Genomic DNA, 24,345 nt, shown 5'->3' on the forward strand with positions numbered 1-24,345 from the left:
CGCTTCAGGGCCGGGGGTTCGCTACCATGTCCCCCGCATGATCTGGCCCGTCCTGTCCCTCATCCTCGTGGGGTTCGCCATCGCCTGCCCGATGACGGCGGTGATGCGAGCGGTCGGGCTGCGGCTGCGGGCCCTTGATTCCCCGGGAGCCAAGGGGCATGTGAAGGTGCTGCGGCCCATTCCCAACACGGGCGGCGTGGCCATCTTCCTTGCCGTGGCGGCGCCCATGCTGGGAGGCATCGCGGCGGTGATCCTCGTTCCGGGCGAACAATGGGGGGCGTGGCTGCCGCCATTGGAGCAGCACCTGCCCCGTCTGGGCGAGACGCTGCCCACGGCCATCGCCTTGCTGGCGTGCCTGCTGGCGCTGCACCTGACCGGCGTGGTCGATGACCGTCGTTCGCTGGGGCCGTTCATCAAGCTGGGCGTGCAGGTCGCCGCGGCGGCGGTGATGACGATCTGGTTCGAGGTGCGCCTGCTGGAACTGCTCGGGCCGGCGCCCAGCGTGCTCATCACCATCGCGTGGATCGTGGTCATCACCAACGCCATCAACTTTCTCGACAACATGGACGGGCTGGCCGGGGGCGTGAGCGCCATCGCGGCGTCGTTCCTGCTGGCCGCCACGTTGCTCAACCAGCAGTGGTTCATCGCGGCGGTGCTGGCCCTGCTGGTAGGCGGGCTGATCGGCTTTCTGGTGTTCAACTTCCCGCCGGCCAAGATCTTCATGGGCGACGGCGGGTCGCTGGTGATCGGTTTTCTGCTGGCGGTGCTGACGGCGCGCACAACCTTCCTGCACGAGGGGCTGGGCGGCGGGTGGTACGGCGTGTTCATGCCCGTCGTGGTGCTGGCGATCCCGCTCTACGACTTCACCAGCGTCACATTGATCCGGCTGAGGCAGGGAAAGAGTCCGTTCGTGGGCGACCAGCAGCACTTCTCCCATCGACTGGTGGAGCGCGGGTTGAGCAAGCGCGGCGCTGTCATCCTGATCTGGGCCTTGACCGCGGTGACGGGCGTGGGCGGCGTCTCGCTGGGTCGGTTGGAAGCGTGGCAGGCGGGGCTGGTCTTCGGCCAGACGGGACTGGTGATTCTGGCCATCGTCATCCTGGAGCACGCCAGCCGGCACGCCAAGGGGCGGAGCGGCGCCAGCGCGTAGAACGCATACAGACGCATGTCCGCGATCTGATCACCGACCTCGGAGAACCTGCTCCCCCGCCCTTCCTACGCTGTCGCATGGCTCGACCGGCCGATTCATCGCGCGAGACGTTCAACCTTGTGACGGCGACCTTCATCGTCGCGATGATTGTCATGCGGTGCCTTGTGGTGCTGTCACCGCACTTGGCGTTCGGCACTGACCCGCTTCTGGATCCGACCGCTGGTCCCGACATCACGCCGCTTGGCATGATGCTGTGGGACGCGGCGGTGCTGCTGGCATGCGCGGTCGCACTGCTGCACGAGCGAAGGGTGGGCCGAAGCATCGACTGGCGGTTGATGGGGTTGGCGCTGGCGCCCCTGCCGGTGCTGGCGTGGCACGCGTCACAGTCCTTCGATGACCTGTGGCGAGGCGCCGGGTGGTTCAGCGCGGTCATCAGCGCGGCCACGCTGGCGCATCTGGCGCGGGATCGGGGGGTTCGCGCCTCCGCCGCTGCGGTGCTGGTCGCCGTCATCGCGCCGCTGGTCATCCGAGGTGCGTCGCAGGTGTTCATCGAACACGCGGAGACGTTGCGCTACTACCGCGAGCACCGGCTGGATGTGCTGGCTGCCCAGGGCATCGAGCCGGGGTCGAACGCGGCGGCCATCTTTGAGCGCCGGCTCATGCAGCCGGAGGCCACGGGCTGGTTTCCGCTGGCCAACGTGTTCGGATCGTTCATGGTGGCGGGCGTGGTGGTGATGCTGGGGCTGCTGGTCGCTGCGGTGCGGGCCCGCACGCCCAGCGGCTGGTGGGGCGTGCTGGCGCTGGGATTGGCGGGGGCGATCGTCGGGCTGATCCTGTGCGGATCGAAAGGCGCGTACGCCGCCGCGGGGCTGGGCGTGGGCGTGCTGGGGATGCTGTGGTTGAATGCTCGCATCAACGTCCGTCGAGCCGGCATGACTGGCGGCGGGCTGGTCATGGCGGCGGTGATCGCAGCGATGCTGGGCGTCATCGTGCGCGGCGCGGTGCTTCCAGAGGGCTTCGCGGGAGAGAAGAGCGTGCTCTTCCGCTGGCATTACGCGGTGGCCAGCGCGCGGATCGTCGCCGACCACCTGCTGACGGGCGCGGGGCCGGACGGCTACCAGCCCGCCTACGTGCTGCACCGATTGCCCAACGCGCCGGAGGAAGTGGCCAGCGCGCACTCGGTGTTTCTCGACTGGCTGGCGTCGCTGGGCGTGTGGGGGCTGGCGTGGATCGTGCTGGCGATGCTGCTGGTGTGGCGCGCGGGCGTGCGTTCGGTGACGCCCGATGAGCCAGCGGATCAATCCGCGTCCAGCGTCCGGGGAGCGCTCAGTCTCGCCATGCTCACGTTGGCGATGGCGGCCGCGCTCATCGTGCAGGAGATGCGGGTGCTGGATGGCGCCTCGCTTGTGCCGCGGATCGTCGGGTTTGCGGCACTGATCGCTCTGGCGCTGGTCCTGCGTCGCGTGCTGCTGGCCTTGCCGGGTCAAGCGATTGCGATGTCGCTCGCCGCCGGGGCCGCCGCGCTGCTGGCGCACGGGCAGATTGAACTGACGTTCACGCAACCCGGGGCGGCGGGGTGGGCGCTGGCGCTGCTGGGTGTGGCGGGTGCGGGCGGTGGCGGCAATGCCAGAGATGGCCGACCTGGGGGCGGTGACGATGCGGCGCGCGCGACACGCGGCCCGAGCAGGATCGCCTGGCTCGCGCCGGGTGTGGTAGCGGCGTACACGGTGCTGCTGATTACCGGCGGCGCGGTTCCAGCGTGGCGGGCGAAGTCCGTGGCGGATGAAGCGGCGCGAGGTCTCGCGTCGCTGGGCTCCGCGGCGCGCACTGACCCGGCGCGGCATCGTGAGACACGGAAGCGTGCGTCGGACCTGTTGCTTGAAGCCCACGAGCGCCTGCCGGGCGACTGGCGGCTGCTGCTGGCGGCGGCGGAGCAGCGGATGATCGCGGGTCAGCTGACCCAGCCCGCAAACGCGGAGGACATGATGCAAGCCCTGTCGCTGGCGGAGCGCGCGATGGCGATTCGTCGCATCCCGCGCACGGTCGCCGCCGCGGCGGGAATGGCGGAGTCAATTGCTCGCGTCACCGGCCACGCGGCGGACTGGGACCATGCCATCGCCCTGCGGCGCGAGGCGGCGGGTCTGGACCCGCACGGCTTGACGCCCCGTCTGGCGCTCGCCGATGTGCTGTGGGAGTCGGGCCGGCATGACGAAGCCCGCGAGCAGTACCGCCGCGTCCTGGCGATCGACGAGGCGTGGCGCCTCGATGAACTCAAGCGACTTTCGGAGAGTGATCGCACGCGCGTGCACGAGCGAACGATGAAGTGAGCGCCCCGATCCACACGCATTCGTCAGCTCGGAGCGCCGGACACCACCTTCATGCCTTTCCCAGATACTCACCCGTCTGCGGACTGACACGGACCACCTGCCCCTGCTCGATGAAGGCCGGCACGCGCACCCTTGCGCCCGTCTCCAGCACGGCGTCCTTGGACTGGTTGGTCACGGTGGCGCCGCGCGGCTGGGGCGTCGTTTCAGCGACGCGCAGCTCCACCGACGCCGGCAGCTCCACGCTGAGAATCCGACCCTCGAACGAGGTCACCATGGCCTCCAGCCCCTCGATCAGGTACTGGCTCTGCTCGCGCGGAAGGATGTCCGAGGGTATCTCTGTCTGCTCGAACGATTCCTGATCCATGAAGACGAACGGTCCCACGCCGTGACCCGAGCCGTCATAGAGGTACTGCATCTTCCGACGCTCCACCTCCACATCTTCCACTTTGTCTGAAGAGTTGATTCGGTTGGTGCGGATGGTGCCGGTTTCGATGTTCTTCATCTTCGCCTGCACGTAGGCGGGCCCCTTGCCGGGCTTGACGTGCTCGGTGTCGAGCACCAGGTGCAACTGTCCGTCGTGCAGGACCATGACACCGGCTTTCAGTTCGGTGGCCTTGATGGGCATGGAATGCGTCGCTCCGATCGGGGAAGGCCGATCATAGTGCATGTATCGAAAGGGCTTCTTGACGCGGTCCGGACGAGCGGATCAGGAGCGCCGGTCGCCGGCTGACGGCTGGGGCGGAGTTCTGGCCGTCGGCTCCTGTGGCCGACCGATGATCCCGGGCCCGTGACCTCTTCGCTTCGCACCGCGTTGAATGGGTTGTGAGTGATTGCTGACCGTGGATGACTCCCATCGGTTCACGCCTTCAACTCCCGCCGCATGATCTTGCCGGTAGCGTTGCGGGGCAGTTTGTCGATGAGCCGGATGTCGCGCGGCACCTTGAACTGGGCCAGGTGCTCGCGGCAGAAGCTCCGCAGGCCTTTCTCATCGAACATGGCCCCTTCCTTGAGCTCCACGAAGGCGATCGCCACTTCGCCGCGCGATTCATCCATCTGCCCGATGACGGCGGAGGCGTTGACCGACGGATGCCGGTTGAGCACCTCCTCGATCTCGCGCGGGAAGACGTTCTCACCGCCGATGATGAGCATTTCCTTGATGCGCCCGGTGATGTACAGGTGGCCATCCTCGTCGAAACGGCCCATGTCGCCGGTGTGGAAGTATCCCTGAGCGTCGAACACCCGGGCGGTTTCGTCCGGCAGTTTGTAGTACCCCTTCATCACGTTGGGGCCCTTGATGCACACCTCGCCGTCGGTGTTGGGCGGCAGCCGGTTGCCCTGCGGGTCGAGGATGATCTCGTCCACGCGCGGCAAGGGCTTGCCCACGCTCTTGCGCTTGTGGTCCTGCGGGCGGCACCAGTTGGTGACGGGGCTGGTTTCGGTCAGCCCGTATCCCTCGTTGATGATGACGTTGAAGCGCTCGCGGTAGCCGTCGAAGACCGCCTGCGGCAGCGGTTCGCCGCCCGACACGACATACTTGAAACTGGAGAAGTGGTCGGCGGTGGCGCTCTTGGCGTTGAGCAGAGCGGCATGCATCGACGGAATGGCGATGAACATCGTGGGCCGGTGCTCCTCCATCAGGTCCAGCAGCCGCTTGGGCATGAAGCGAGCCGTGTAGATGGCCTTCAGCCCCGCCGCCAGTGGCAGCACTGTCAGCACCGTCAGCCCGAAGGAGTGGAACTGCGGCAGCACGCCCAGCAGCACATCATCAGGCGTGAAGTGAACCCACTCCCGGCACTGCTGAATGTTGGCGGCGATGTTGCCAGCCGTCAGCATCACCCCCTTGGGCTTGCCGCTCGTGCCGCTGGTATAGAGCAGCACCGCCAGGTGATCGTCCGGTACGCGCTTCATGCGGCGGATGGGCGGGAACCCCTTGAACGACTGCTGGTCGAGCTTGATCGGCTTCACCCCCGCGGGCAACTCGCCGAACATCTCCAGCATGGGCGTCACCGTGACCACCGCGTCCAGTTCGGCGTCGCCGATCACGTACGCCAGCTCTTCCGGCTTGAGCAGGTAGTTCAGCGGCACCGCCGTGCGCCCCAGGAGCCACGTGGCGATGAGCGCCATGGGGAACAGCCCGGAAGTCGGGAGCATGATGCCCACGTGGGGCCGATCCGTCTCGCGCTCGATGATCCGCGCCAGGTGGTATGCGCCCATCAGCAGGTGAAAGCCCTTCCACGTGCGCTGGTCATCCACGATGACCTCGCGGAAAGGGTGGAACATCAGGTTGCGGAGGATGGGTCGAAGCGGCAGCATGGGTGGCTCGGCAGGAAACGGGAGGCCAGACGCCGGGAAAAGTGCGGGACAGCGCGGGCGACTGTACGATAAGTGGAGCGTGCGCCTGCGCCAATCCGGCGCGGCGGATGTCTCGTGACAGGAATGAGGTCACTTCCATGCCCCGACTGCTGGGTCTGCCGTGGGTTGTCGCGGCGCTGCTGATGGCGATGGCCGGGTGCGAGAGCACGCCCAAGGCCAGCGCGGGATTGGCCGGCGCGCTGTCGGAGTACGACGCCGGCCGCTACGACGCCGCCCACACCAAGGCCGTGGCCGCCATGCAGGGCGCGACGGGCGCGGACCGTGAGCAGGCCGCCTACGTGGCCGGGCTGAGCGCCTATCGCAAGCGCGACTACATCGAGGCGGAGCACCGGCTCACCACCGCCGCCGCGTCGAGCGACCGCACCGTCTCCGGTCGCGCCAAGGCCGCTCTCGGACTGGTGTGCCTGGCGCAGAACCGGCCCGCGACTGGCGCCGTGCATCTGGCCGAGGCCGCCCGCGTGCTCGACGGGCCGGACGCCTCTGAAGCCGCCTTCCGCGCCGGGGTGGCGTACCAGCTCGCGGGAGATGAGTCCGCCGCCCAGCGGCAGTTCGCCTACGCACGGTCCGTGGAATCATCCTCGGGCGTTTCCGGCGGCCGCGCGAGCACGGGTGGCGGGGGCGGAAGCGGGGGAACGAGTGGGGGAACGAGTGGGGGGGCAACGGGAGGGAGCTGGGCCAATCCGCCCTCGGGACTGTTCGCCATCCAGGTTGGCGCCTTCTCCGACATGACCAATGCCCGAAGTGCGGCGGATCAGGCCCGGCGTTTCGCCGATCGACACGGCCTGGGCGAGGTCCGCATCATCCCCAAGTCCGATGCCCGCCAGCGCACGCTCTACGTGGTGCAGTTCGGGCGCTTCACGTCGCGCACCAGCGCCGAGGCCGCCCTGAGACAGCTCGCCGAGCCACGATACATCATCGCGCCCCTGATGGCGGGGTAGTTCCCGAGCCGTCGGCCAGGACTTGTTCAGGTCGGAGGGTTCCTCGAACAATCCCCTCTCCTTCCGGAAGAGGGTCGAGTGCGGGCACGTTCGATTCTGTCCCTGATCCAGACCCCTCTCCCTCGAGGCGAGGGCTTCCGGGATCGGAGTCGATACCCGGAACGGGGCGTGATTGATCCGAGTGACGGGTTGTCTGAGGAATGTCGCTTCAGAGCCGGACGCGGTGCTGGCGGCTCACCTGATGAAGCGGCCAGGAATACAGCAGTTGGGGACACCGCAGGGGACACCGTCACCGGACGCGACGTGCCTTGAATCGTCAGCACGTGGCACGACGGCGCAAGCGCTGAATGTCGATGGAAACCTCGTTTCCGCAAGCGATAGACGCCATGCGGCAGTGCATGGCGCACACTGGCCTGTGCCCGGTGTGGAATGGAGCCGGGGGGAATCGAACCCCCGTGCCGAAACAGTCAGCCGGTCGCCTCTACGCGCGTAGTCGTCGTGTGTTCTCGGCCCGGGAATCGCCGACGACGGCGGTTCTCCGGGACATGACAGCCGAGTGTCTCGCTCCTCCGGCGGCTGTCAGCCCTTCGGAGCCAGCCCGATGTCTACGATCGCCGCCCCATCGGGCGTCGGACGGCGATCGTGCTGCTCAGTTAGGCAGCAAGAGCGTACTGCGGTTCAGCAGTTGTGTGTTTGCATCCTTTTTACGTGGCCAGGATGCTCCACGGCGCGCCACGGCCGGCCTTCCCTGTCCGGTCGATGCCTGGTCGGCCCCAGATGTCAAAGAGCGGTGCGAGTCATCCTCGCCGGTGATTCTACGCCTCCCGGCGGCGACGGTTCGAGCGCACCAGTGCGCGGCGCGTGCGGCGACCCCGGATGCTCCGATCGTCCGGGAAGTTCGGGAGCCGGCGACTCGGTCGGCGAGGCAAGTGAACGCGCACGATGCGGACCAGCGCACCACGGTACGAGGCCGCTCATGAATCACCGCACCTCGCGCGCGGCGGCGGGCCGATATCATCCCGCATGACTCCCCGCGCGGCCGCGCCCGCTGATGCCGGACCGACCCGATCGAGCGCCGCCTCCCGCTGCGGCGGGGGCGACGCCGCCATCTCGCTGCCCGTCCTGAAGGATCAACGGTCCGCCAAGCCCGCCATCCGCCCTTCGCGCAACGGCGTGCGGCGGGCCTGGGTGCTTGGCGTCATCCAGGCGCTCATCCTCCTGCACATCGGGCTGTGGCTGCTGGGGAAACAGTTCGGCTGGTTCGGCGGCTCAGGGCGCACGCTCTCGCCCGTCGAGCCCAGCGAGACCATGTACACGCTCGAACTGGGGCAGATCAACGCCGGCTTCATCTTCTTCGCCGCCGCGCTGCTCTCCACGCTCATCTTCGGCCGCTGGGTGTGCGGCTGGGCGTGCCACGTCGTGCTGCTGCAGGATCTCTGCTCGTGGATCATGAAGAAACTGGGCGTGCGTCCCAAGCCCTTCCGCTCGCGGCTGCTGGTCTGGGCGCCCTTCGTGCTCGCCCTGTACATGTTCATCTGGCCCTCGTTCAAGCGGCTGGCGCTCTTTCCGATCCTGGAGGCGGCCTGGCCCGCCGCGGCCACGTGGCTCAAGCCCGTGGCGCCGTGGACGGGTTTTTCCAACCACCTCGTCACCGAGAGCTTCTGGGCCACCTTTCCCGTCATCATGGCGGCGCCCACGCTGCTCATCGTCGGGTTCGCGGCGGTGTACTTCCTCGGCTCCAAGGGGTTCTGCACCTACGGCTGCCCCTACGGCGGGTTCTTCGCGCCGCTGGACGAGTTCGCCCCCGGACGCATCCGCGTCGATCACGACAAGTGCCACCAGTGCGGCCACTGCACCGCCACCTGCACCAGCAACGTGCGCGTCCACGAGGAAGTCCGCGAGTACGGCATGGTCATCGACCCCGGCTGCATGAAGTGCCTCGACTGCGTGAGCGTCTGCCCCAACGAGGCCCTTTCCTTCGGCTTCGGCCCGCCGGCCTTCCGCAAGCCCGCCGCCAGGAACGCCCCGCCCAGGCGGCAGTACGACCTCTCCCTGCGCGAGGAGCTCGCCGTCGCCGCCATCTTCCTCCTCGCCGTGCTCGGCTTCCGCGGGCTGTATCTCGGCGAGGGCGTGCCGCTGCTCATGGCCATGGGGCTGGGGGGCATCGTGGCCTTCGCCGCCTTCAAGACATGGCGACTGTTCAGCTCCGCCGACGTGGTGCGGCTTCAGAACATCCACCTGAAGTGGCGTCGCCGCATCACCCCCGCGGGATGGGCTCTGGCGGGCGTCACGCTGCTGCTGCTGGTGCTGGCCTCGCTCAACGGCGCGGGCAACATCGCCGCCTGGCGGGCCGACATCCTGGAGCGCCGCCTGATGGCCGCCATGCCGCCTGATGTGCAGCAGGCGCTCTTCTCACCCTTCAACGGCGAGATGGTGCCCCAGCAGGTGAAGGACGACGCCGCCCGCATCATCGCCCACCGGCGGCTGGCGCTCGGCTTCACGGAAGGCGGCCTGGCTCTCATGTCCCCGCCGGATGAGTGGCTGCGTCTCTCCTGGCTCCACGTCATCCGCGGCGAGTGGCGCGACGCCGAAACGCTCCTGCGAGCGTACATCGACCACGCCGGACCCGCCGAGCACCTCGGCGCGGACCTCATCAAGCTGCTGCTCCTGCAGCGCCGGGACCGCGAGGCCCTCGACTACGGCCGCTCGCTCCTCGCCGAGCATCCGCACTGGACGGGCGTCGCCCAGCTGGTCGAGATCGTGGAGCAGAACGTCCTGCCTCGGCCGCCCGGCGCCCGGTGAACGCGGCCGCTCTGGCGCGCCCCGCGCGCACCCGCCGGCGCCGAGCCCGTGGCTCACCCGTTGATCAGCCGGTCCATGATCGCCTTCTGCACATGCAGGCGATTCTCGGCCTCGTCGATGATCATCGAGTAGGGGGCGTCCGCCACCGCATCGGTGGCCTTGATGTTCCGCCGCATCGGCAGGCAGTGGCTGAACAGCCCGCTCACGCGCCCGCCCCCCGGCGCCTCCCGCCCCGTCAGGGCCATCTTCGCCTCATCCACCATGAAGTGCCGGTGGGCGTCGCGGATGGGCTTCTCCTCCTCCCATCTTCCAAAGTACGGCAGCGCGCCCCAGCTCTTGGCGTAGACCACATCCGCCCCGCGGTAGGCGCTCTCGATGTCGTGCGACACCGTGATCGACCCGCCCTGCTCGGCGGCGTTGTTCCGCGCGCTGGCCATGAACCGCTCATCCAGCACGTACTCGGGCGTGGGGCAGAGCAGCGTCACATCAAACCCGAACTTGCTGGCGATCAGCAGCGCCGAGTTGGCCACCGCCGTGTTGAGCGGCCGGGGATGGTACGTCCACGTGAGCACGAACTTGCGCCCCCGGAAGTCCCGCCCCAGCCGCTCCTCGATCGCCAGCATCAGCGCCAGCTCCTGGCACGGATGCACGATCGTCTCCATGTTGATCACCGGCGCCGTGGCGTACCTAGCGAAGGCCCGGATCACGCGGTCCTCGCGGTCGATCGACCAGTCGATGAACCTGGGAAACGCCCGCACCGCGATCAGGTCGCAGAACCGGCTGAGCACGCGGGCGGCCTCCTTCACGTGCTCCTCAGTCTCGCCCGCCATGGTGACGCCATCCTCGAACTCGATGGGCCACGATCCCTTGCCCGGTTCGAGCGTGACGGCGTGGCCGCCCATCTGGTAGATGCCCACATCGAAGCTCGTCCGCGTGCGCAGCGAGGGGTTGAAGAAGACCAGCGCGATGGTGCGGCCCTTCAGCCGCTGGTTGAACGCCGCTCCCGGACGCTTGAACGCCGCCGCCTGGTCGAGGATCGACTGCAGTTCTTCGCGTGACCAATCTTCGGTGGTGAGGAAGTGTCGGATCATCATCGGGAGAGGGTAGGGGGGTCGGGCGGGTTCCGGGCGTGATCCGAGGGCGGCTGCGACCTGCGCGGCAACGCCCCCGGACGGACGGGCTGCCCCGAAGGCGGGGGGCGCGAGGACCGGGGGGGCGGGAGGAGTGGGGGGGGCGGCTTCACGAAAGAGAGGAGCGGCATAACGAAAGGGAGGGATTCCGTTCTGCCGGGCAGGGATTTCGTTATGCCAGGCAGGGATTCCGTTATGCCAGGCAGGGATTTCGTGATGCGGGAGTGCGTTTTCGGGCCGCTGTGAAGGGTTTTGCAGGTATTCGGACGGAGCGCTTCAGTCGCGGCGGGGCGGCGCCGATATCAGTCGCATGGCCGGGAGGAATCCGCCACCCATGTCGAACACGGAGCGACAGCGGCTGTTCCGCGAGCGTCACCCCGGCTATTACCAGCGCCTGCACGCGAAGCGGCGGGCGGCGACGAAGGCGGCGATGCCCGCGCTCATGGCGAAGATCGAGATGGAAGTGGCCGCCAAACTGCAGGCGTGGCGAGAGGCGATCGTGCCCGCGGTGCGCACGACCCACCTGCTCCCCGCGGCGGATGAGCATCTCTCGATCAGCCAGTTCCTCACCGTGCGGCCTCGCGAGGTTGAGATGGCGGTGCTGGGGGACCGGTTGGGGGGGGTCGGACCGGGCGTGACGGCCGAGCAGTCGCGCGGTGAACGTGCGTCAGTCTCGGGTTCGCACGGCTGGACAGCCGTGGCACACGGGCGCCTGGCTCACCTCATCCGCGTTCATCCGTGTCCATGCGTGGACTCAATCAGAACACCAACTCGTTCTTCCCTCCGCGCCTCTGCGGTGAATCCTCCCGCACGTTCACAACTCCGGCGCGAAACCCCGCCGCATCGTGTTCTCGCAGATGGCGCGCGGCTCGACGAAGTGGAGCAGGTAGTCCTTGCCGCCCGCCTTGGAGCCGACGCCGGACATGCCGAAGCCGCCGAAGGGCTGGCGGCCGACCAGCGCGCCGGTGATGCCGCGGTTGAGGTAGAGGTTGCCCACGCGGAACTCGCGGCGGGCGCGCTCCAGGTGCGAGGGCTTGCGCGAGAACACGCCGCCCGTGAGCTTGTACGGCGTGCCGTTGGCCACCGCGAGGGCTTCATCGAAGTCCTTCACCTTGATGACGGCGAGGACGGGGCCGAAGATCTCCTCCTGCGCCAGCCGGTGTTCGGGCCGGATGCCGGAGAAGATGTGCGGGCCGACGAAGGAGTGCTGACGGCTGATGGCTGATGGCTGATGGCTTCCGTCTCCCCCATACTCCATCGCCAGTTCGAGCTTCCCTTCCCGCCGGCCGATCTCGATGTACGAGCGGATCTTCCGCGCGGCTTCTTCATCGATGACGGGGCCGATGTCGGTGCCGGGGTCGCGCGGGTCGCCGATGACCAGGGCGCGGGTGGACTCGACCAGCCGGTGCAGGAACGTGTCGTGGGCGGACTCGACCACGATGACGCGCGAGCAGGCGGAGCACTTCTGCCCCTGGAAGCCGAAGGCCGACTGCCGCACGCCGAGCACGGCTTCATCCAGGTCGGCGGAGGCGTCGATGATGATGGCGTTCTTGCCGCCCATCTCGCAGACGACCTTCTTGACGTGGAGTTGCTCGTCGGGGGTGACGCCGGCGGCCTGGATGATGTCGAGCCCGACGGCCTTGGAGCCGGTGAAGGCGATGAGGGCGACCCCCGGATGGCGCACGAGGGCGGCGCCGACGGTTTCGCCCTGGCCGGGAAGGAAGTGGAGGATGTCGTGGGGTGAAGTTCCGAGTTCCGGGTTCCGGGTTCCGAGGGCCTGCCAGAGAATCTCGCAGAGAATCTTGGCGATGCCGGGCGTCTGCTCGGCGGGCTTCACGATGACGGTGTTGCCCGTGACGAGGGCGGCGACGGTCATGCCGGCGCAGATCGCCAGCGGGAAGTTCCAGGGTGAGATGACCACGGCCACGCCGCGCGGCTGGTGGAAGGTCTGGTCGAGTTCGCCCACGAAGCGGCCCAGGCGTTCGGCGTCGAAGAGCGAGGGCGCAAGGCGGGCGTAGTACTCGCAGAAGTCGATGGCCTCGCAGACATCCGCATCCGCCTCGCGCCAGGTCTTGCCCGATTCCTTGATGATGATGCCGGCCAGTTCATCGCGGCGGGAGCGCATGAGCTGCGCGGCGCGGATGAGGACATCGGCGCGAAGTCGGGGGTCGGCGTCCCGCCAGGCGGGAAAGGCGGACTGGGCCCGGGCGACGGCGGCCTTGGCCTGCTCAATGGTGGAGTCGTTCTTGACAACGGGCACAGAGGCCCGCTCCACGGCCTCGCGGAAGCGGGCGCGGCTGGTTTCCTTCGAGAAGTCGCGCAGGGGCTCGGTGAAGAACGGCCGCTCGTCGCCCACGCCCCTGGCGGCGGGGGAGAGGGCGTGACGCTCGGGGGCGCGCTCGATGCGCTCGATGCCGGGGTCGCTGGCGAAGCGGCGGTGGGGCGAGGCGAGCAGCGTCTCGGGCGAGGCCTGATCCATGAAGCCGGCCTTGAGCCACGATTCGTTGCTGGTGTTCTCCAGCAGGCGGCGGACGAGATACGCCATGCCGGGGATCATCTCGCCCACGGGCACGTACTCGCGCACGCGCAGGGAGCGTCCGGCGAAGTCGAGGGCGGCCAGCTTCAACTGGTCCGCCATGCCGTGCAGCATCTGCAGTTCAATGGCGCTGTCGGGCAGACCCTGTTTTTCCACCATCGCCAGCGTGGCCGCGATGGAGCGCGCGTTATGCGAGCCGAGCGCGAGTTTGACGCCGCCTTCGCCCCTGGTGCGCGGCGTGGAGGCGACGAAGAGCGACGCCATGCGCTCGAAGCAGGCGTCGGTGTCGATCTTGCGGCTCCACACGGGGACGGGCCAGCCCTGCTGCTCGGCGTGGATGGTTTCGTAGTCCCAGTACGCGCCCTTCACCAGCCGCACGGTCACCTGGCGTCCGGTGCGCTTGGACCAGTCGATGATGCGGCGGGCGTCGTCCTCGCCGCTGCGCAGGTACGCCTGCATGGCGAGGCCGGCCTGGAAGTCGACCTTCTCGCAGCATCGCATGAAGAGTTCGAGCGTCAGGTCCTTGAGGGCGAACTGCTCCATGTCGAAGTTGATGAAGACGTGGTTCTTCCTCGCCGCTTCGAGCACGGGGACGAGCGTGTCCATCAGTCCGCGGATGGAGCCCTCGAAGGCGATGGGGTCGGTGCGGGCGTAGAGCGAGGAAATCTTGATGGAGACGTTGACGCGCGGGATGGGGCCGAGGTGGTCGGTCTCCAGCCGGGGGTTGGCGGGCCACTCGGCCACGGTGGCGGGCAGATTGCCGATCAGGTCGAGGTACTTGTCGCGGTAGGCGAGGGCCTCTTCATCGCTGACGCACGCCTCGCCCAGCAGGTCCACGGAGAAGGCGATGCCGTCCTTCCAGAGCTTCTTCAGTTGCGGCAGGGCGCTGGCGGCGTCGGTGCCGGCGATGAAGCGCTCCGCCATGCCGGTGATCTGACTGGAGACCGTCTTGGTCATCAGCCCCTTGGCCAGCCCGCCGACCTTGAGTCCTGTGGCCAGGAATGGCGGCGGCGTGACGCCGGGCTGCGTGAGGTAATCGACCAGGTGATCGTGAACCTGCTCCGGCGTGCGCAGGGCGGGGAAGGCGTCCACGAAGCGGAACAACTGGATCTTGAAGTTCCGGTCCTTCATGGCCCAGTCCATGAGTTTGTCGGACCAGAAGGCCGCGGAGAAGAAGCCGGAGCGGTTGTCCCGCGCCGCTTCGAGCAGTTGCGTGCCGATGGCGATGGCGCGCTGTTCCAGGGCCGGATCGGCGGGTGGGATGGGCGAGCCGGCGTCGCCCTCGGCGGGGGGGGATTCCACCTGGCGTTTGACCTCGGTGGCGGCCGGGGACTTCGACTTGAAGAACAGAGCCATGCGGCGTCGGAACCTTCCCTGGGAGGCGAGGGGACGATGGGCCGGAAGTATAGACGGCTCTCAAGGCGATTCGGACCGTGCGACGACCGTGATTCGGGCCAGCCGCGGCGCTGACGATTGTCCCGGGACGGCGTGACGCGGCGACGCAGCCGACACTATGATGCCCGCGTCGAGTTCGTTCCGTTCTTCACGCGTTGCCGATGGGAACCGCCCATGACGATGACCGCCGCCCCCTCCACGCTCGCCGCATCGACCCATGCCGCCTATGGCGAACTGCTCTCGCTTGTTCGTGAGGCGAAACTGCTGGCCTCCACCGCCCAGCTGCTGGGATGGGACCAGGAGACCATGATGCCCGAGGGCGGCGTGGAGTTCCGATCCCGGCAGCTGGCCCAGCTGGCCCGCATGGCGCACGATCTGGCGGTCAACCCCCGCATCGGCGAACTGCTGGCCGAATGCGAGGCGGATGACGACCTGACCGGCGATCCTGACTCGGACACCGCCGCCAACCTGCGGGAGATCCGGCGCGACTACGACCGGGAGACCAAGCTGCCCGCCTCGCTGGTGGAGGAGATCGCGCGAACCGCCAGCGTGGCCCAGCACGAGTGGGCCGAGGCCCGCAAGCGGTCGGAGTTCGGCCGCTTCCGCCCCTGGCTGGAGAAAATCACCGGGCTGATGCGTCAGAAGGCCGAGTGCCTGGGCTGGGCCAAGGGCGGGGAGCCGTGGGACGCGCTGGCGGACGAGTACGAGCCGGGCATGACCGGCGCGGGCATCGAGAAGCTGTTCGCCCCGCTGCGGACGCGGCTGACCAACCTGCTGGATCAGATTCTCGGTTCGAAGCGCCCGCCCTCGAACGCCTTCAACGAGTTCCGGCTTCCCATCGACCAGCAGATGCGCTTCTGCCGCTTCGTGGCTGATTCGATCGGCTTCGACTTTCACCGCGGGCGGCTGGACACGTCCACGCATCCCTTCTGCTCGGGCACGCACTGCAACGACATCCGGCTGACCACGCGCTTCAACGAAACGTGCGTCAACGACGCCCTCGGCTCCAGCATGCACGAGTGCGGGCACGGCATCTACGAGCAGGGGCTGATGTTCGAGCACGTGGGCACGCCGCTGGGCGAGTCGGTGTCGCTGGGCATTCACGAAAGCCAGAGCCGCATGTGGGAGAACCAGGTGGGTCGCAGCCGGGCGTTCTGGTCGTGGGTCAGGCCCTTTCTGCCGGCGTTCTTCGGCGAGGGCGTGCGTCGATTCTCGCTGGATGAACTCTACGGGGCGGCCAATATCGTCGAGCCCGGCTTCATCCGCGTCGAGGCCGACGAGGCCACGTACAACATGCACATCATGATCCGCTTCGAGATCGAACGGGCTCTGCTCAAGGGATCGCTGGCCGTGGCGGACATTCCGGGCGTGTGGAACGCGAAGTACAAGGAATATCTGCGGCTGGATGTGCCGGACGACCGCCGCGGCTGCCTGCAGGACATCCACTGGTCGATGGCCTCGATGGGCTACTTCCCCACATACACGCTGGGCAACCTGTACGCGGCGCAGCTGTTCGAGAAGGCGCTGCAGGACATGCCGGACCTGTCGAAGCAGTTCGAGCGGGGCGAGTTCGGCGGACTGAAGACGTGGCTCAATGAGAAGATTCACCGGCATGGACGCCGGTATCTGCCGGGACGACTGTGCGAGGTGGTGACGGGCAGGCCGCTGAGCGCCGACCCGCTGCTTCGGCACCTGGAGGGGAAGCTCAAGCCGATCTACGGGCTGTGAGCGCGGCGCAACCGTGACATGTGGTTCGGCTCGACGTTCGCGTCACCTGGTCTGGATCAGGCGGGCGCGAGTCCACTTCACAATCGCCTCCATGATCTCATTCGTCACGGGGCCGGTGAAGCCGGGTGAATCCATAGTTTCGGCCGGCTTGAGGTTGTGGCTCGTTCTGGGTGCGATGACCAGCTCCACGGGCCAGCCGCCTTCACGTTTCTCCAGGGCTTCCTTCAGCCGCGGCGCATCGCGCTCGGCGGAAATCTGCGCGTCGTGCTCGCCGTTGATGACGATCGCCGGGCCGCGAACCCTGGCGGAGAGGGTCAGCGGATCAACCGTGAAGTAGGCATGCAGCAGTTTCACCGTGGAGGGGTTGAAGAGCGTTCGCAGCGTCGGGGGCACGCTGGCGGTGAGCTCCCCCTTGTCGCGCACCTCGGCGATGGCCTCCTCCAGCGCGCCGAGGTACTTCGACCTGGCTTCGTCGCTGATGCCCGATCGATCGACTTGGCGGCTGATCTGTTCGCGCAGCACGATGTCGAGCGTTCGCCCCGCCGTGCCGCACAGGATCAGTCCGGCGGGCGGGTTGGGTTCATCGGCCAGGTCATACGCGACGTTGAGGGCGAGCAGGCCGCCCTCGCTGTGGCCGAGAATTGCAACGCGGGCGGCATCGGTGGCCTCGTGGTCGCGCAGGTAGACGAACGCCGCGGAGGCGTCGCCCACGAATGGAGGCCAGGCGAAGTAGTCGGCGATGGCGGCCATGTCCTTGGGCCAGTGCGCGGCGTAGCGCAGCACCGCCCGCTTGTCGAAGCGCAGCGAGGCGACGCCTTCCTTCGCCAGGCGCTCCGCGATCTGCCTGAGCAGGTCCGTGATGATCGCCGGTCGCTGGTTGCCGTCGCGGTCCGTCGGGCCGGAGCCGGGCAGGAGCAGCACCGCCGGTGCCGGGTGCTCGGCGCTCGCGCCGGGCGGCAGCAGCAGCGTGCCGTGCAGCACCAGGTCGCCGTGACCCTTGAACGTCACATCGCTGGCGACCGGCTCATCGGCGCGGGCGGCGCCGGTCAACGCCAGCGCGGCAATGAGGACGTGAAAGGAATGAATCGCTCGCATGGCGACTGGTTCCGATTCGGCGTGGGGGTCTTTCGCGCCTCGCGCCGACCCGACCGCGCGGGACGGCGTCAGGCATGTTCGTGACGATTACACGTCCAGGTTCTTCACTTCGAGGGCGTGCTCTTCGATGTACGTGCGTCGGCGCTCCACATCCTCGCCCATGAGCGTGGTGAAGAGTTCATCAGCGTCCGCCGCGGCGTCCATGTTGACGCGCATGAGCGTGCGCCTGGATGGGTCCATGGTGGTTTCCCACAACTCCTCGGCGTTCATCTCTCCCAGCCCCTTGAATCGCTTCACTTCCATGCCGCGCTTCCCCACCTTGTGGAGCGTGGGCAGGATGGCCGGAATATTGGGCGCGTCGAATCGCTCGGACTTGTCCTTGCCGGGGTCGGTGACCCACACGAACCGGGCGGGCCTGAGGGCGCCGGTGACGTCCTCATCCTGCGAGGCGGTGTAGTCGGCGATGTCAAGGCCGATCTCCTTCAACTTGCCGAACAGACGGTCAAGCTCGCGGTTCTCGTGCAGTTCACGCACGGTGGCCAGCCGTGCCGGGTCGATGCCCGGCTCGTCGGCGGCGCCGACGTGGTCGAGCGTCAGCCCGTGCCTCGCGACGGCCTGCATGGCGTCCTCTTCGCTCCAGCAGAGTTCGGCCCCGGCGGGCCAGGAGACGCGGTGCGTGGGCAGACGATGCTGGCCGGTCGGATCGTCCGTGCGGCGGGCGAGCAGGTGCGGAAACGCCGTGCCGCGCCGCTCGGCGATGGTGACGAGTTCGTCCAGGCGCGACAGGTGGCGCGTGAGACGTTCGAGTTCCTGGCCCTCGATCGTGCGGATCGGTTCACCCGCGTCGTTCTGCACCACCAGCATCGCGGAGTCGAGCGCGATCGTGCTGAGCACGCGCGACAGCTCCGCGTCGTTGAGCACGTACTGGCTCTTGCGGTTGCGCGTGATCTGGTAGAGCGGCGGCTGGGCGATGTACACCTTGCCCGAACGCACCAGGTCGGTCATGTGGCGGAAGAAGAAGGTGAGCAGCAGGGTGCGGATGTGGCTGCCGTCCACGTCGGCGTCGGTCATGATGATGATGCGCCCGTAGCGGAGCTTGGACAGGTCGAAGTCCTCGCCGATGCCGCACTGCAGGGCCTGGATGAGGATGCGGATTTCCTCGAAGCCCAGCACCTTGTCGATGCGCGCCTTCTCGACGTTGAGGATCTTGCCCTTGAGGGGCAGGATGGCCTGCGTGTGGTGATCGCGTCCCTGCTTGGCCGACCCGCCGGCGGAATCGCCCTCGACGATGAACAGCTCCGACTCGTCGATGTTCCTGGTGGAGCAGTCGGCCAGCTTGTGCGGCATGCCGCCGGAGTCGAGGGCGCCCTTGCGCTTGATGAGTTCGCGGGCCTTGCGGGCGGCCTCGCGCGCCTGGGCGGCCAGCACCGCCTTGAGCGCGATGCGCTTGGCGTCGGCGGGGTGCTCCTCCAGCCAGGCGCCGAGCTGCTCGGTGATCGCGTTGGAGACGAAGGTCTCGGCCTCGGGGTTGAGCAGCTTTTCCTTGGTCTGGTTGTTGAACTGCGGCTCGCGCAGCCGCACCGAGATCACCGCCGTCAGCCCCTCGCGCAGGTCGTCCCCGGAGGGGACAAGATCCTTGATGAAGTTATTGCGCTTGGCGTAGTTGTTGATGGTGCGCGTGAGCGAGGCCTTGAAGCCCATCACGTGCGTGCCGCCGTCCGGATTGACGATGTTGTTGCCGAACGCCAGCAGCAGCTCGTTGGTCGAGTCGGTGTACTGCATGGCGATATCGCATGACATGCCCGATTCCGGGTCTTCGCGCGTCACGCGAATGGCGGGACTGACGATCGTCTTCGAGCGATTCAGGTGCTCGACGTATCCCACCACGCCGTTCTCGAAGTGGAAGGTTTCGTCGCGGATGCGCCCGTCCTTGTCCACGCGCTCGTCGATCAGCCGGATGGTTACGCCCGGGTTGAGGTACGCCAGCTCGCGCAGCCGATGCTGGAGCGTCTCGGCGCGGAACTCGGTGTCGGGGAAGATCTCCTTGTCGGGCAGGAAGGAAATCTTGGTGCCCGTGCGCCTGGGATTGGCGTCGGTGGCTTCGGGGCGCTCGGCGATCACGTGCAGGGGCTTGTCCACCTCGCCCCGTGCGAAGGTGATGAGGTGCAGGCGGCCGCCCTTGGCGACCTCGACCTCGGTCCACTCCGACAGGGCGTTGACGCACTTGACGCCCACCCCGTGCAGCCCGCCCGACACCTTGTAGGCGTTGTCATCAAACTTGCCGCCCGCGTGGACCTCGGTCATGATGACTTCGACCGCGGGCCGCCCGTTGATGGCGGGGTTCTCGTGCTTCATGGGATCGACGGGCATGCCGCGCCCGTCGTCGATGACTGTGCAGGAACCGTCAACCCCGATGCGCACGATGACCGTGGTGGCGTACCCGGCCATCACCTCGTCGATGGCGTTGTCCACGCACTCGTAGACAAGGTGGTGCAGGGCGTTGAGCCCCACCCCACCCACGTACATGCCCGGGCGCTTGCGGATGGCCTCCAGCCCCTCCAGAACCTGGATTGATTCCGAGGTGTAGTCCTCTGCTCGCTCGTGAGCGGGCGGGTTCGACAGGGTGCTCATGCGGGCTCCGCGATGGGCCGATCTGGGGGTGGGAAACGACCCGAAATGATAGGCGAAGCGACCCCGTTTTTCCCCTTTCAGCGAGCGCCGTTCACGTCGGGAATTGACCCTCTGGCCATCCCGTTCGAGCCGCCGGGGAACCCGTCGGAAGGCCCGTGCTGACGTTCGAATCACGGCGTTTGGAGCATCGGGTACACTGTGGACGATATCAGTTCAGCCGCCGCCCCAGCGTGAGGATGTCGTCCGTGCCCAGGTCTACGCCGCACCCTGAAAACGTGTCATTGCTGGACGCCGCGCTGCTGGGCCGCCGGAGTTTTCTGCTGCTGGGGCTGGCCACGGTGGCGGCGGGCTGCTCGCAGAACCGGGTGACCAGCGCGCTGCCGGGCATTCCCTGGCCGGAGCACCGACCCCAGCCGCTGCCGTCCCCGGCGGCCACCGGCGGTCCGGCTCCCTCGACCGGGGCGCCCGTGGCTCCATCCATGCCGGGGGTGCTGGCGCGGTCCGCCTGGGCCAAGGGTGCGCCGGACGCTCGCAATCTCAACCCCATGGCCCCGGTGCGATACATCACCATCCACCACGATGGCATGAGCGTGTTCAGCGCCACCAGTCAGGAAGCCGCCGCCCAGCGCATTGAACTGATCCGTCAGTCGCACCGCAACAAGCGATGGGGCGACATCGGGTACCACTTCGTGGTGGATCGCGCCGGTCGCGTGTGGGAAGCCAGGCCGCTCACCTATCAGGGCGCGCATGTTAGCGGGCACAACGAGGGCAACATCGGCGTGCTGGCTCTGGGCAACTTCGACCAGCAGTCGCCCACCGATGCCCAGGTGGGGGGGGTTCACGCCCACGTCAGCGTACTGATGCGCCAGTTCGGCGTGCCCGCCTCGCGCGTGCGCACCCATCAGGAATGGGCCGCCACCGCCTGTCCGGGACGGGCGATGCAGGCCCAGGTCGCACGTCTGCGCCACAACGGCCTGCTGGCGTGAGCGACGCATGACGCCCCGCTCCTTCGGGAGGTGCCGGGGTGAGTCCTGGCTCGTACTCGCAGGTGAGCGGGCGCCGCCGGGTTCCGGTGTTCGGTTTTGATTCCGCTCGAGTCGGAACCATGCGCCAGGCGTGGGTCGGAATGCGCCGTCAGCTGGATTGATCGCGTCGGCCCGGCGCGCGAAGGTGCGTGGGCTTTGACCTTTTGGCCCCTTCCGCTACCTTTCTCGTTCCATGCTCGCCAGTTGCCGCTGGATCAATGATGCTCTCGACCGGCCCGTCGCGCCCGACGAGCAGGCCGAGCGTCTCACGATGTCAGGGTTCCCCATCGAGGCGCGGCACGACTTCGTCCATGACGACGGCTTCAAGGATGTGGTGCTGGATGTCGAACTGACCTCCAACCGGGGAGACTGTCTGTGTCATCTGGGGCTGGCGCGCGAGATCGCGGCGTCGGCGGGTCGCACCCTGAAGCCGCCGGCGCCGGTCAACAAAGCGACGGGGCCCGCGGCGTCAACGATCATCCGCGTGACCAATCAGGAGAAGTCGCGCTGTCCGCTCTACACCGCCCGCATCATCCGCGGCGTGAAGGTCGGTCCCTCGCCGGCATGGCTGGCGTCCCGGCTGCGGGCCATCGGCCAGATTCCGCGCAACAACATCGTCGATGCCACCAACTTCGTCCTCTTCGAACTGGGGCAGCCCACGCATGTCTTCGACCTGTCGAAGATTCGCGGCGGCGAGATCATCATCCGCATGGCGCGGAAGGACGAGTCCTTCCTGCCGATCGGCGAGGGAGAGAAAGAGCTGCGGCTCAAGGGCAATGAACTGGCCATCGCCGACGTCCAAGGCGTGGTCGCGCTGGGCGGCGTGAAGGGCGGGGCACTGAGCGCGGTGACCAGCGCGACGACGGACCTGCTCATCGAAGCCGCCACCTTCGACCCCGGCGCGGTGCGTCTGGCCAATCGCCAGTGGCGCGTCGAAAGCGCCTCGGCGTATCGCTACGAGCGAGGCGTGCATCCCGCGCAGGTCAACCCCGCCGCTGATCGGTTGGTGCAACTTATCCTGGAACTGGCGGGCGGCACGCTGTGCGAGGGCGTGGTGAGCGACGGGGCGCCGCTTCCCACGTCGGAGCCGATTCCCATCCGGCCCGATCGCGCCCGCGCGGTGCTGGGCATTCCGGTGGATGACGCGACGATCGAATCCGCGCTGCAACGGCTGGGATTCTCGCCCGTGAAGCATGGCGATCGGTTCCTCTGCGCCGCGCCGCCGCATCGCACGGACATCGAGCGTGAGGCGGACCTGATCGAGGAAGTGCTGCGGATGGTGGGGACTGATCGCATTCCCGTGGCGGACACGATGCCGATCCGCGTGACGCCTCCCCAGCCGCGCGAGGCGGGGCGGCGGGCGCTGTGCAACGAACTGGCGGCGCTGGGATTCGTCGAGACGGTGACGCACTCGCTGATCGACGACAAGTCGGCCCGGGCGTTCCTTTCGCCGGGCGAGTTGGAGCTGCGGGTGGATGACGAGCGGGCGCGGGCCGAGCCGATCCTGCGTCCGTCCATTGTGCCGTCGCTGCTGCGCGTGCGGGCGATCAATCAGGATCGCGGTGTGCGTTCGCTTCGGCTGTTCGAACTGGCGGCAACGTTCGCGGCGTCGTCCGGGGTCGGCCCATCGCACCGCGAGACCCGCCGTCTGGGCCTGCTGGCGGACGTGGATGACCTGTCGCTGGGGCTGCGTCCCCTGCGCGGGGCGATCGAGCGGCTGGCGCACCTGCTGGCGGGGCGGCATGCGCGGCTGGAGGTGCGGCCCTGCGACGCGGGCGGCGCGACGCCGTCATGGCTCCAGCCGGGGGCGGCGGCCGCGCTGGCGCTCGACGGCGCACCCCTGGGATGGTTCGGCGTCCTGACGCCGGTCGTGACCCGGCACGTCGGACTCGAAGGCACGTTCGCCGCGGCGGAACTTGACGTGAGCGCGCTGCTCGATCGCTATCCGCCCCAGGCGCGCGTGGAGCCCATGCCGGCGTTTCCCGCCATCGAGCGCGACGTTTCCGCCATTGTGTCCGAAGCCACGACCTGGGACGCCATTCGGGCGCAGGTCGAGGGACTCGCCCTCTCCATGCTGGAGGGCGTGGAGTTCATCACGGCCTTCCGGGGCAAGCCGATCGAGAAGGGGCGCAAGTCAGTCACGCTGCGGCTGCGTTTTCGCGCGGCGGATCGCACGCTGAAGCACGAGGAAGTCGATCCGCAGGTGGAGGCGACGGTCGCCGCGCTGTGTGATGGGCTTGGGGCGGTCATTCGGGCGGGGTCGTAATGCTGGCCAGTGAGCGGCTCTCGGACATTCTGCAGTCGCTGGCGTCCAGGTCGCCCACGCCCGGCGGCGGCGCCGTGGCGGCCGTCACGCTCGGACTGGCGGCGGGACTGGCGTCGATGGTCGTCGAGTACTCGCGCGGCAAGAAGAAACTTGCCGAATACGCTCCGCTCCATGATGAGGCGCTGGCGGCGCTGACCGAGACGCGGCAGTTGTCGCTGACGCTCGCCGACAGGGATGCCGCCGCGTACCACGAACTGAACGCCTTGCAGAAGCTGCCGGAGGACGATCCGACCCGCGTCGCCGCGTGGCACGGCGCGGTGGACCGGGCCATCGACGTTCCCAGCCGCGTTCTTGTCAGGTCGCTGGACGTGCTGGACTGGTGCGACCGCCTGGTCGGGAAGTCCAACGAGTACCTGCGAAGCGATCTGGCCATCGCGGCGGTGCTGGCGGAAGCGGCGGCGGCCTCGGCGGCGTGGAATGTGCGCATCAATCTGCCCCTCCTCAGCGACGGGACGCGACGATCGCTGCTGGAGCAATCGCTGGACGCGCAACTCCCCGCCGCCCGCGCGCTGCGCGACCGCATCGAGCAGGCGTGCCGCTGAAGCGGCGGCGGCCGACGCGTCGATAATCCACGCGTGCGCGATCCCGAGGACATCGTGGAAATCGAGGGTGTGTCGTCGCCTGGTTCCCGCGCGGGCGAGCGTTCGGTCCGCGCTCCGGGCTCACGATCGCGCCGCCCGTGGCTCTCCATCTGGTTTCAGTGCTGCCACGTCTACGGTCGCATCTACCGCAACGACGCCGCCACGGCATACGAGGGCCGCTGCCCCAGATGCGCCGCCGCGGTGCGGGCCAGGATCGGGCCGGATGGCACGAATCAGCGGCTGTTTCGGGCGATGTGAGGTCGAAGCGGTCGGGTTGTGAGAGGCATCGATCCTCGCGCCGTTGAGGC

The 24,345-nt window shown here is 68.0% G+C and carries 15 protein-coding genes and 1 other RNA gene; 9 read left to right on the plus strand and 7 right to left on the minus strand.

Annotated features, from left to right (window positions below; all coding sequences use genetic code 11):
• Positions 1-37: 37 nt before the first annotated feature.
• Complete coding sequence (locus tag HRU76_11745; GenBank protein ID QOJ18220.1) at positions 38-1,150, plus strand: undecaprenyl/decaprenyl-phosphate alpha-N-acetylglucosaminyl 1-phosphate transferase; 1,113 nt, start codon at positions 38-40, stop codon at positions 1,148-1,150.
• Positions 1,151-1,227: 77 nt separating this feature from the next.
• Positions 1,228-3,477 carry a hypothetical protein gene (locus tag HRU76_11750; protein QOJ18221.1) on the plus strand — a complete coding sequence of 750 codons (2,250 nt, stop codon included), beginning with the start codon at positions 1,228-1,230 and terminating at the stop codon, positions 3,475-3,477.
• Positions 3,478-3,526: 49 nt separating this feature from the next.
• On the opposite strand, the gene efp is transcribed toward HRU76_11750, so the two are convergent.
• Positions 3,527-4,102, minus strand: a complete 576-nt coding sequence (efp, locus tag HRU76_11755) for an elongation factor P (protein QOJ18222.1) — start codon at positions 4,100-4,102, stop codon at positions 3,527-3,529.
• 233 nt (positions 4,103-4,335) lie between these two features.
• Positions 4,336-5,790 (minus strand): AMP-binding protein, encoded by a 1,455-nt coding sequence (locus HRU76_11760; GenBank protein QOJ18223.1) that lies wholly within the window; start codon positions 5,788-5,790, stop codon positions 4,336-4,338.
• Between the two features lie 137 nt (positions 5,791-5,927).
• Here HRU76_11760 and HRU76_11765 point away from each other — a divergent pair, with 137 nt between their 5' ends.
• Positions 5,928-6,788 (plus strand): SPOR domain-containing protein, encoded by an 861-nt coding sequence (locus HRU76_11765; protein QOJ18224.1) that lies wholly within the window; start codon positions 5,928-5,930, stop codon positions 6,786-6,788.
• Between the two features lie 427 nt (positions 6,789-7,215).
• On the opposite strand, the gene ssrA is transcribed toward HRU76_11765, so the two are convergent.
• Positions 7,216-7,563: a transfer-messenger RNA gene (gene ssrA, locus HRU76_11770) on the minus strand.
• A gap of 248 nt (positions 7,564-7,811) precedes the next feature.
• Between ssrA and HRU76_11775 the strand changes: the two genes are divergently transcribed.
• Positions 7,812-9,590: a 4Fe-4S binding protein gene (locus tag HRU76_11775; GenBank protein QOJ18225.1), complete on the plus strand. Its 1,779-nt coding sequence runs from the start codon at positions 7,812-7,814 to the stop codon at positions 9,588-9,590.
• Between the two features lie 53 nt (positions 9,591-9,643).
• Here HRU76_11775 and HRU76_11780 read toward each other — a convergent pair whose 3' ends face one another.
• Positions 9,644-10,684, minus strand: a complete 1,041-nt coding sequence (locus HRU76_11780; protein QOJ18226.1) for an N-acetylornithine carbamoyltransferase — start codon at positions 10,682-10,684, stop codon at positions 9,644-9,646.
• 850 nt (positions 10,685-11,534) lie between these two features.
• Positions 11,535-14,612: a bifunctional proline dehydrogenase/L-glutamate gamma-semialdehyde dehydrogenase gene (locus tag HRU76_11785; protein ID QOJ18227.1), complete on the minus strand. Its 3,078-nt coding sequence runs from the start codon at positions 14,610-14,612 to the stop codon at positions 11,535-11,537.
• 219 nt (positions 14,613-14,831) lie between these two features.
• On the opposite strand from HRU76_11785, the gene HRU76_11790 reads away from it, so the two are divergent.
• Positions 14,832-16,379, plus strand: a complete 1,548-nt coding sequence (locus HRU76_11790) for a carboxypeptidase M32 (protein ID QOJ19177.1) — start codon at positions 14,832-14,834, stop codon at positions 16,377-16,379.
• 42 nt (positions 16,380-16,421) lie between these two features.
• Here HRU76_11790 and HRU76_11795 read toward each other — a convergent pair whose 3' ends face one another.
• On the minus strand, positions 16,422-17,474 hold the full coding sequence (locus HRU76_11795) for an alpha/beta hydrolase (protein QOJ18228.1): 1,053 nt from the start codon (positions 17,472-17,474) through the stop codon (positions 16,422-16,424).
• An 87-nt stretch (positions 17,475-17,561) separates the two neighbouring features.
• Complete coding sequence (locus tag HRU76_11800) at positions 17,562-20,105, minus strand: DNA gyrase subunit B (GenBank protein QOJ18229.1); 2,544 nt, start codon at positions 20,103-20,105, stop codon at positions 17,562-17,564.
• Between the two features lie 245 nt (positions 20,106-20,350).
• On the opposite strand from HRU76_11800, the gene HRU76_11805 reads away from it, so the two are divergent.
• The 4 genes from HRU76_11805 (at position 20,351) to HRU76_11820 (ending at position 24,295) form a co-directional block, all read left to right on the plus strand.
• The gene (locus HRU76_11805; protein ID QOJ18230.1) at positions 20,351-21,091 is read left to right on the plus strand and encodes an N-acetylmuramoyl-L-alanine amidase; all 741 of its coding nucleotides are present in this window, start codon (positions 20,351-20,353) and stop codon (positions 21,089-21,091) included.
• A 232-nt stretch (positions 21,092-21,323) separates the two neighbouring features.
• A complete protein-coding gene (gene pheT, locus HRU76_11810) occupies positions 21,324-23,396 on the plus strand; it encodes a phenylalanine--tRNA ligase subunit beta (GenBank protein QOJ18231.1) in 2,073 nt (690 codons plus the stop codon).
• Positions 23,396-23,998, plus strand: a complete 603-nt coding sequence (locus HRU76_11815; GenBank protein QOJ18232.1) for a cyclodeaminase/cyclohydrolase family protein — start codon at positions 23,396-23,398, stop codon at positions 23,996-23,998. The genes pheT and HRU76_11815 overlap by 1 nt, the downstream gene beginning before the upstream one ends.
• Positions 23,999-24,031: 33 nt before the next feature.
• Positions 24,032-24,295, plus strand: a complete 264-nt coding sequence (locus tag HRU76_11820; protein ID QOJ16076.1) for a hypothetical protein — start codon at positions 24,032-24,034, stop codon at positions 24,293-24,295.
• The last annotated feature ends 50 nt before the right edge of the window (positions 24,296-24,345 follow it).

Source organism: Phycisphaeraceae bacterium, assembly GCA_015709595.1.
Taxonomy (GTDB): Bacteria; Planctomycetota; Phycisphaerae; order Phycisphaerales; family SM1A02; genus CAADGA01.

Excerpts from the sequence above, each read along its gene's own strand:
- HRU76_11745 (QOJ18220.1), top strand. The coding sequence starts at position 38 with ATGATCTGGCCCGTCCTGTCCCTCATCCTCGTGGGGTTCGCCATCGCC.
- HRU76_11750 (QOJ18221.1), top strand. The coding sequence starts at position 1,228 with ATGGCTCGACCGGCCGATTCATCGCGCGAGACGTTCAACCTTGTGACG.
- efp (QOJ18222.1), bottom strand. The coding sequence starts at position 4,102 with ATGCCCATCAAGGCCACCGAACTGAAAGCCGGTGTCATGGTCCTGCAC.
- HRU76_11760 (QOJ18223.1), bottom strand. The coding sequence starts at position 5,790 with ATGCTGCCGCTTCGACCCATCCTCCGCAACCTGATGTTCCACCCTTTC.
- HRU76_11765 (QOJ18224.1), top strand. The coding sequence starts at position 5,928 with ATGCCCCGACTGCTGGGTCTGCCGTGGGTTGTCGCGGCGCTGCTGATG.
- HRU76_11775 (QOJ18225.1), top strand. The coding sequence starts at position 7,812 with ATGACTCCCCGCGCGGCCGCGCCCGCTGATGCCGGACCGACCCGATCG.
- HRU76_11780 (QOJ18226.1), bottom strand. The coding sequence starts at position 10,684 with ATGATGATCCGACACTTCCTCACCACCGAAGATTGGTCACGCGAAGAA.
- HRU76_11785 (QOJ18227.1), bottom strand. The coding sequence starts at position 14,612 with ATGGCTCTGTTCTTCAAGTCGAAGTCCCCGGCCGCCACCGAGGTCAAA.
- HRU76_11790 (QOJ19177.1), top strand. The coding sequence starts at position 14,832 with ATGACCGCCGCCCCCTCCACGCTCGCCGCATCGACCCATGCCGCCTAT.
- HRU76_11795 (QOJ18228.1), bottom strand. The coding sequence starts at position 17,474 with ATGCGAGCGATTCATTCCTTTCACGTCCTCATTGCCGCGCTGGCGTTG.
- HRU76_11800 (QOJ18229.1), bottom strand. The coding sequence starts at position 20,105 with ATGAGCACCCTGTCGAACCCGCCCGCTCACGAGCGAGCAGAGGACTAC.
- pheT (QOJ18231.1), top strand. The coding sequence starts at position 21,324 with ATGCTCGCCAGTTGCCGCTGGATCAATGATGCTCTCGACCGGCCCGTC.
- HRU76_11815 (QOJ18232.1), top strand. The coding sequence starts at position 23,396 with ATGCTGGCCAGTGAGCGGCTCTCGGACATTCTGCAGTCGCTGGCGTCC.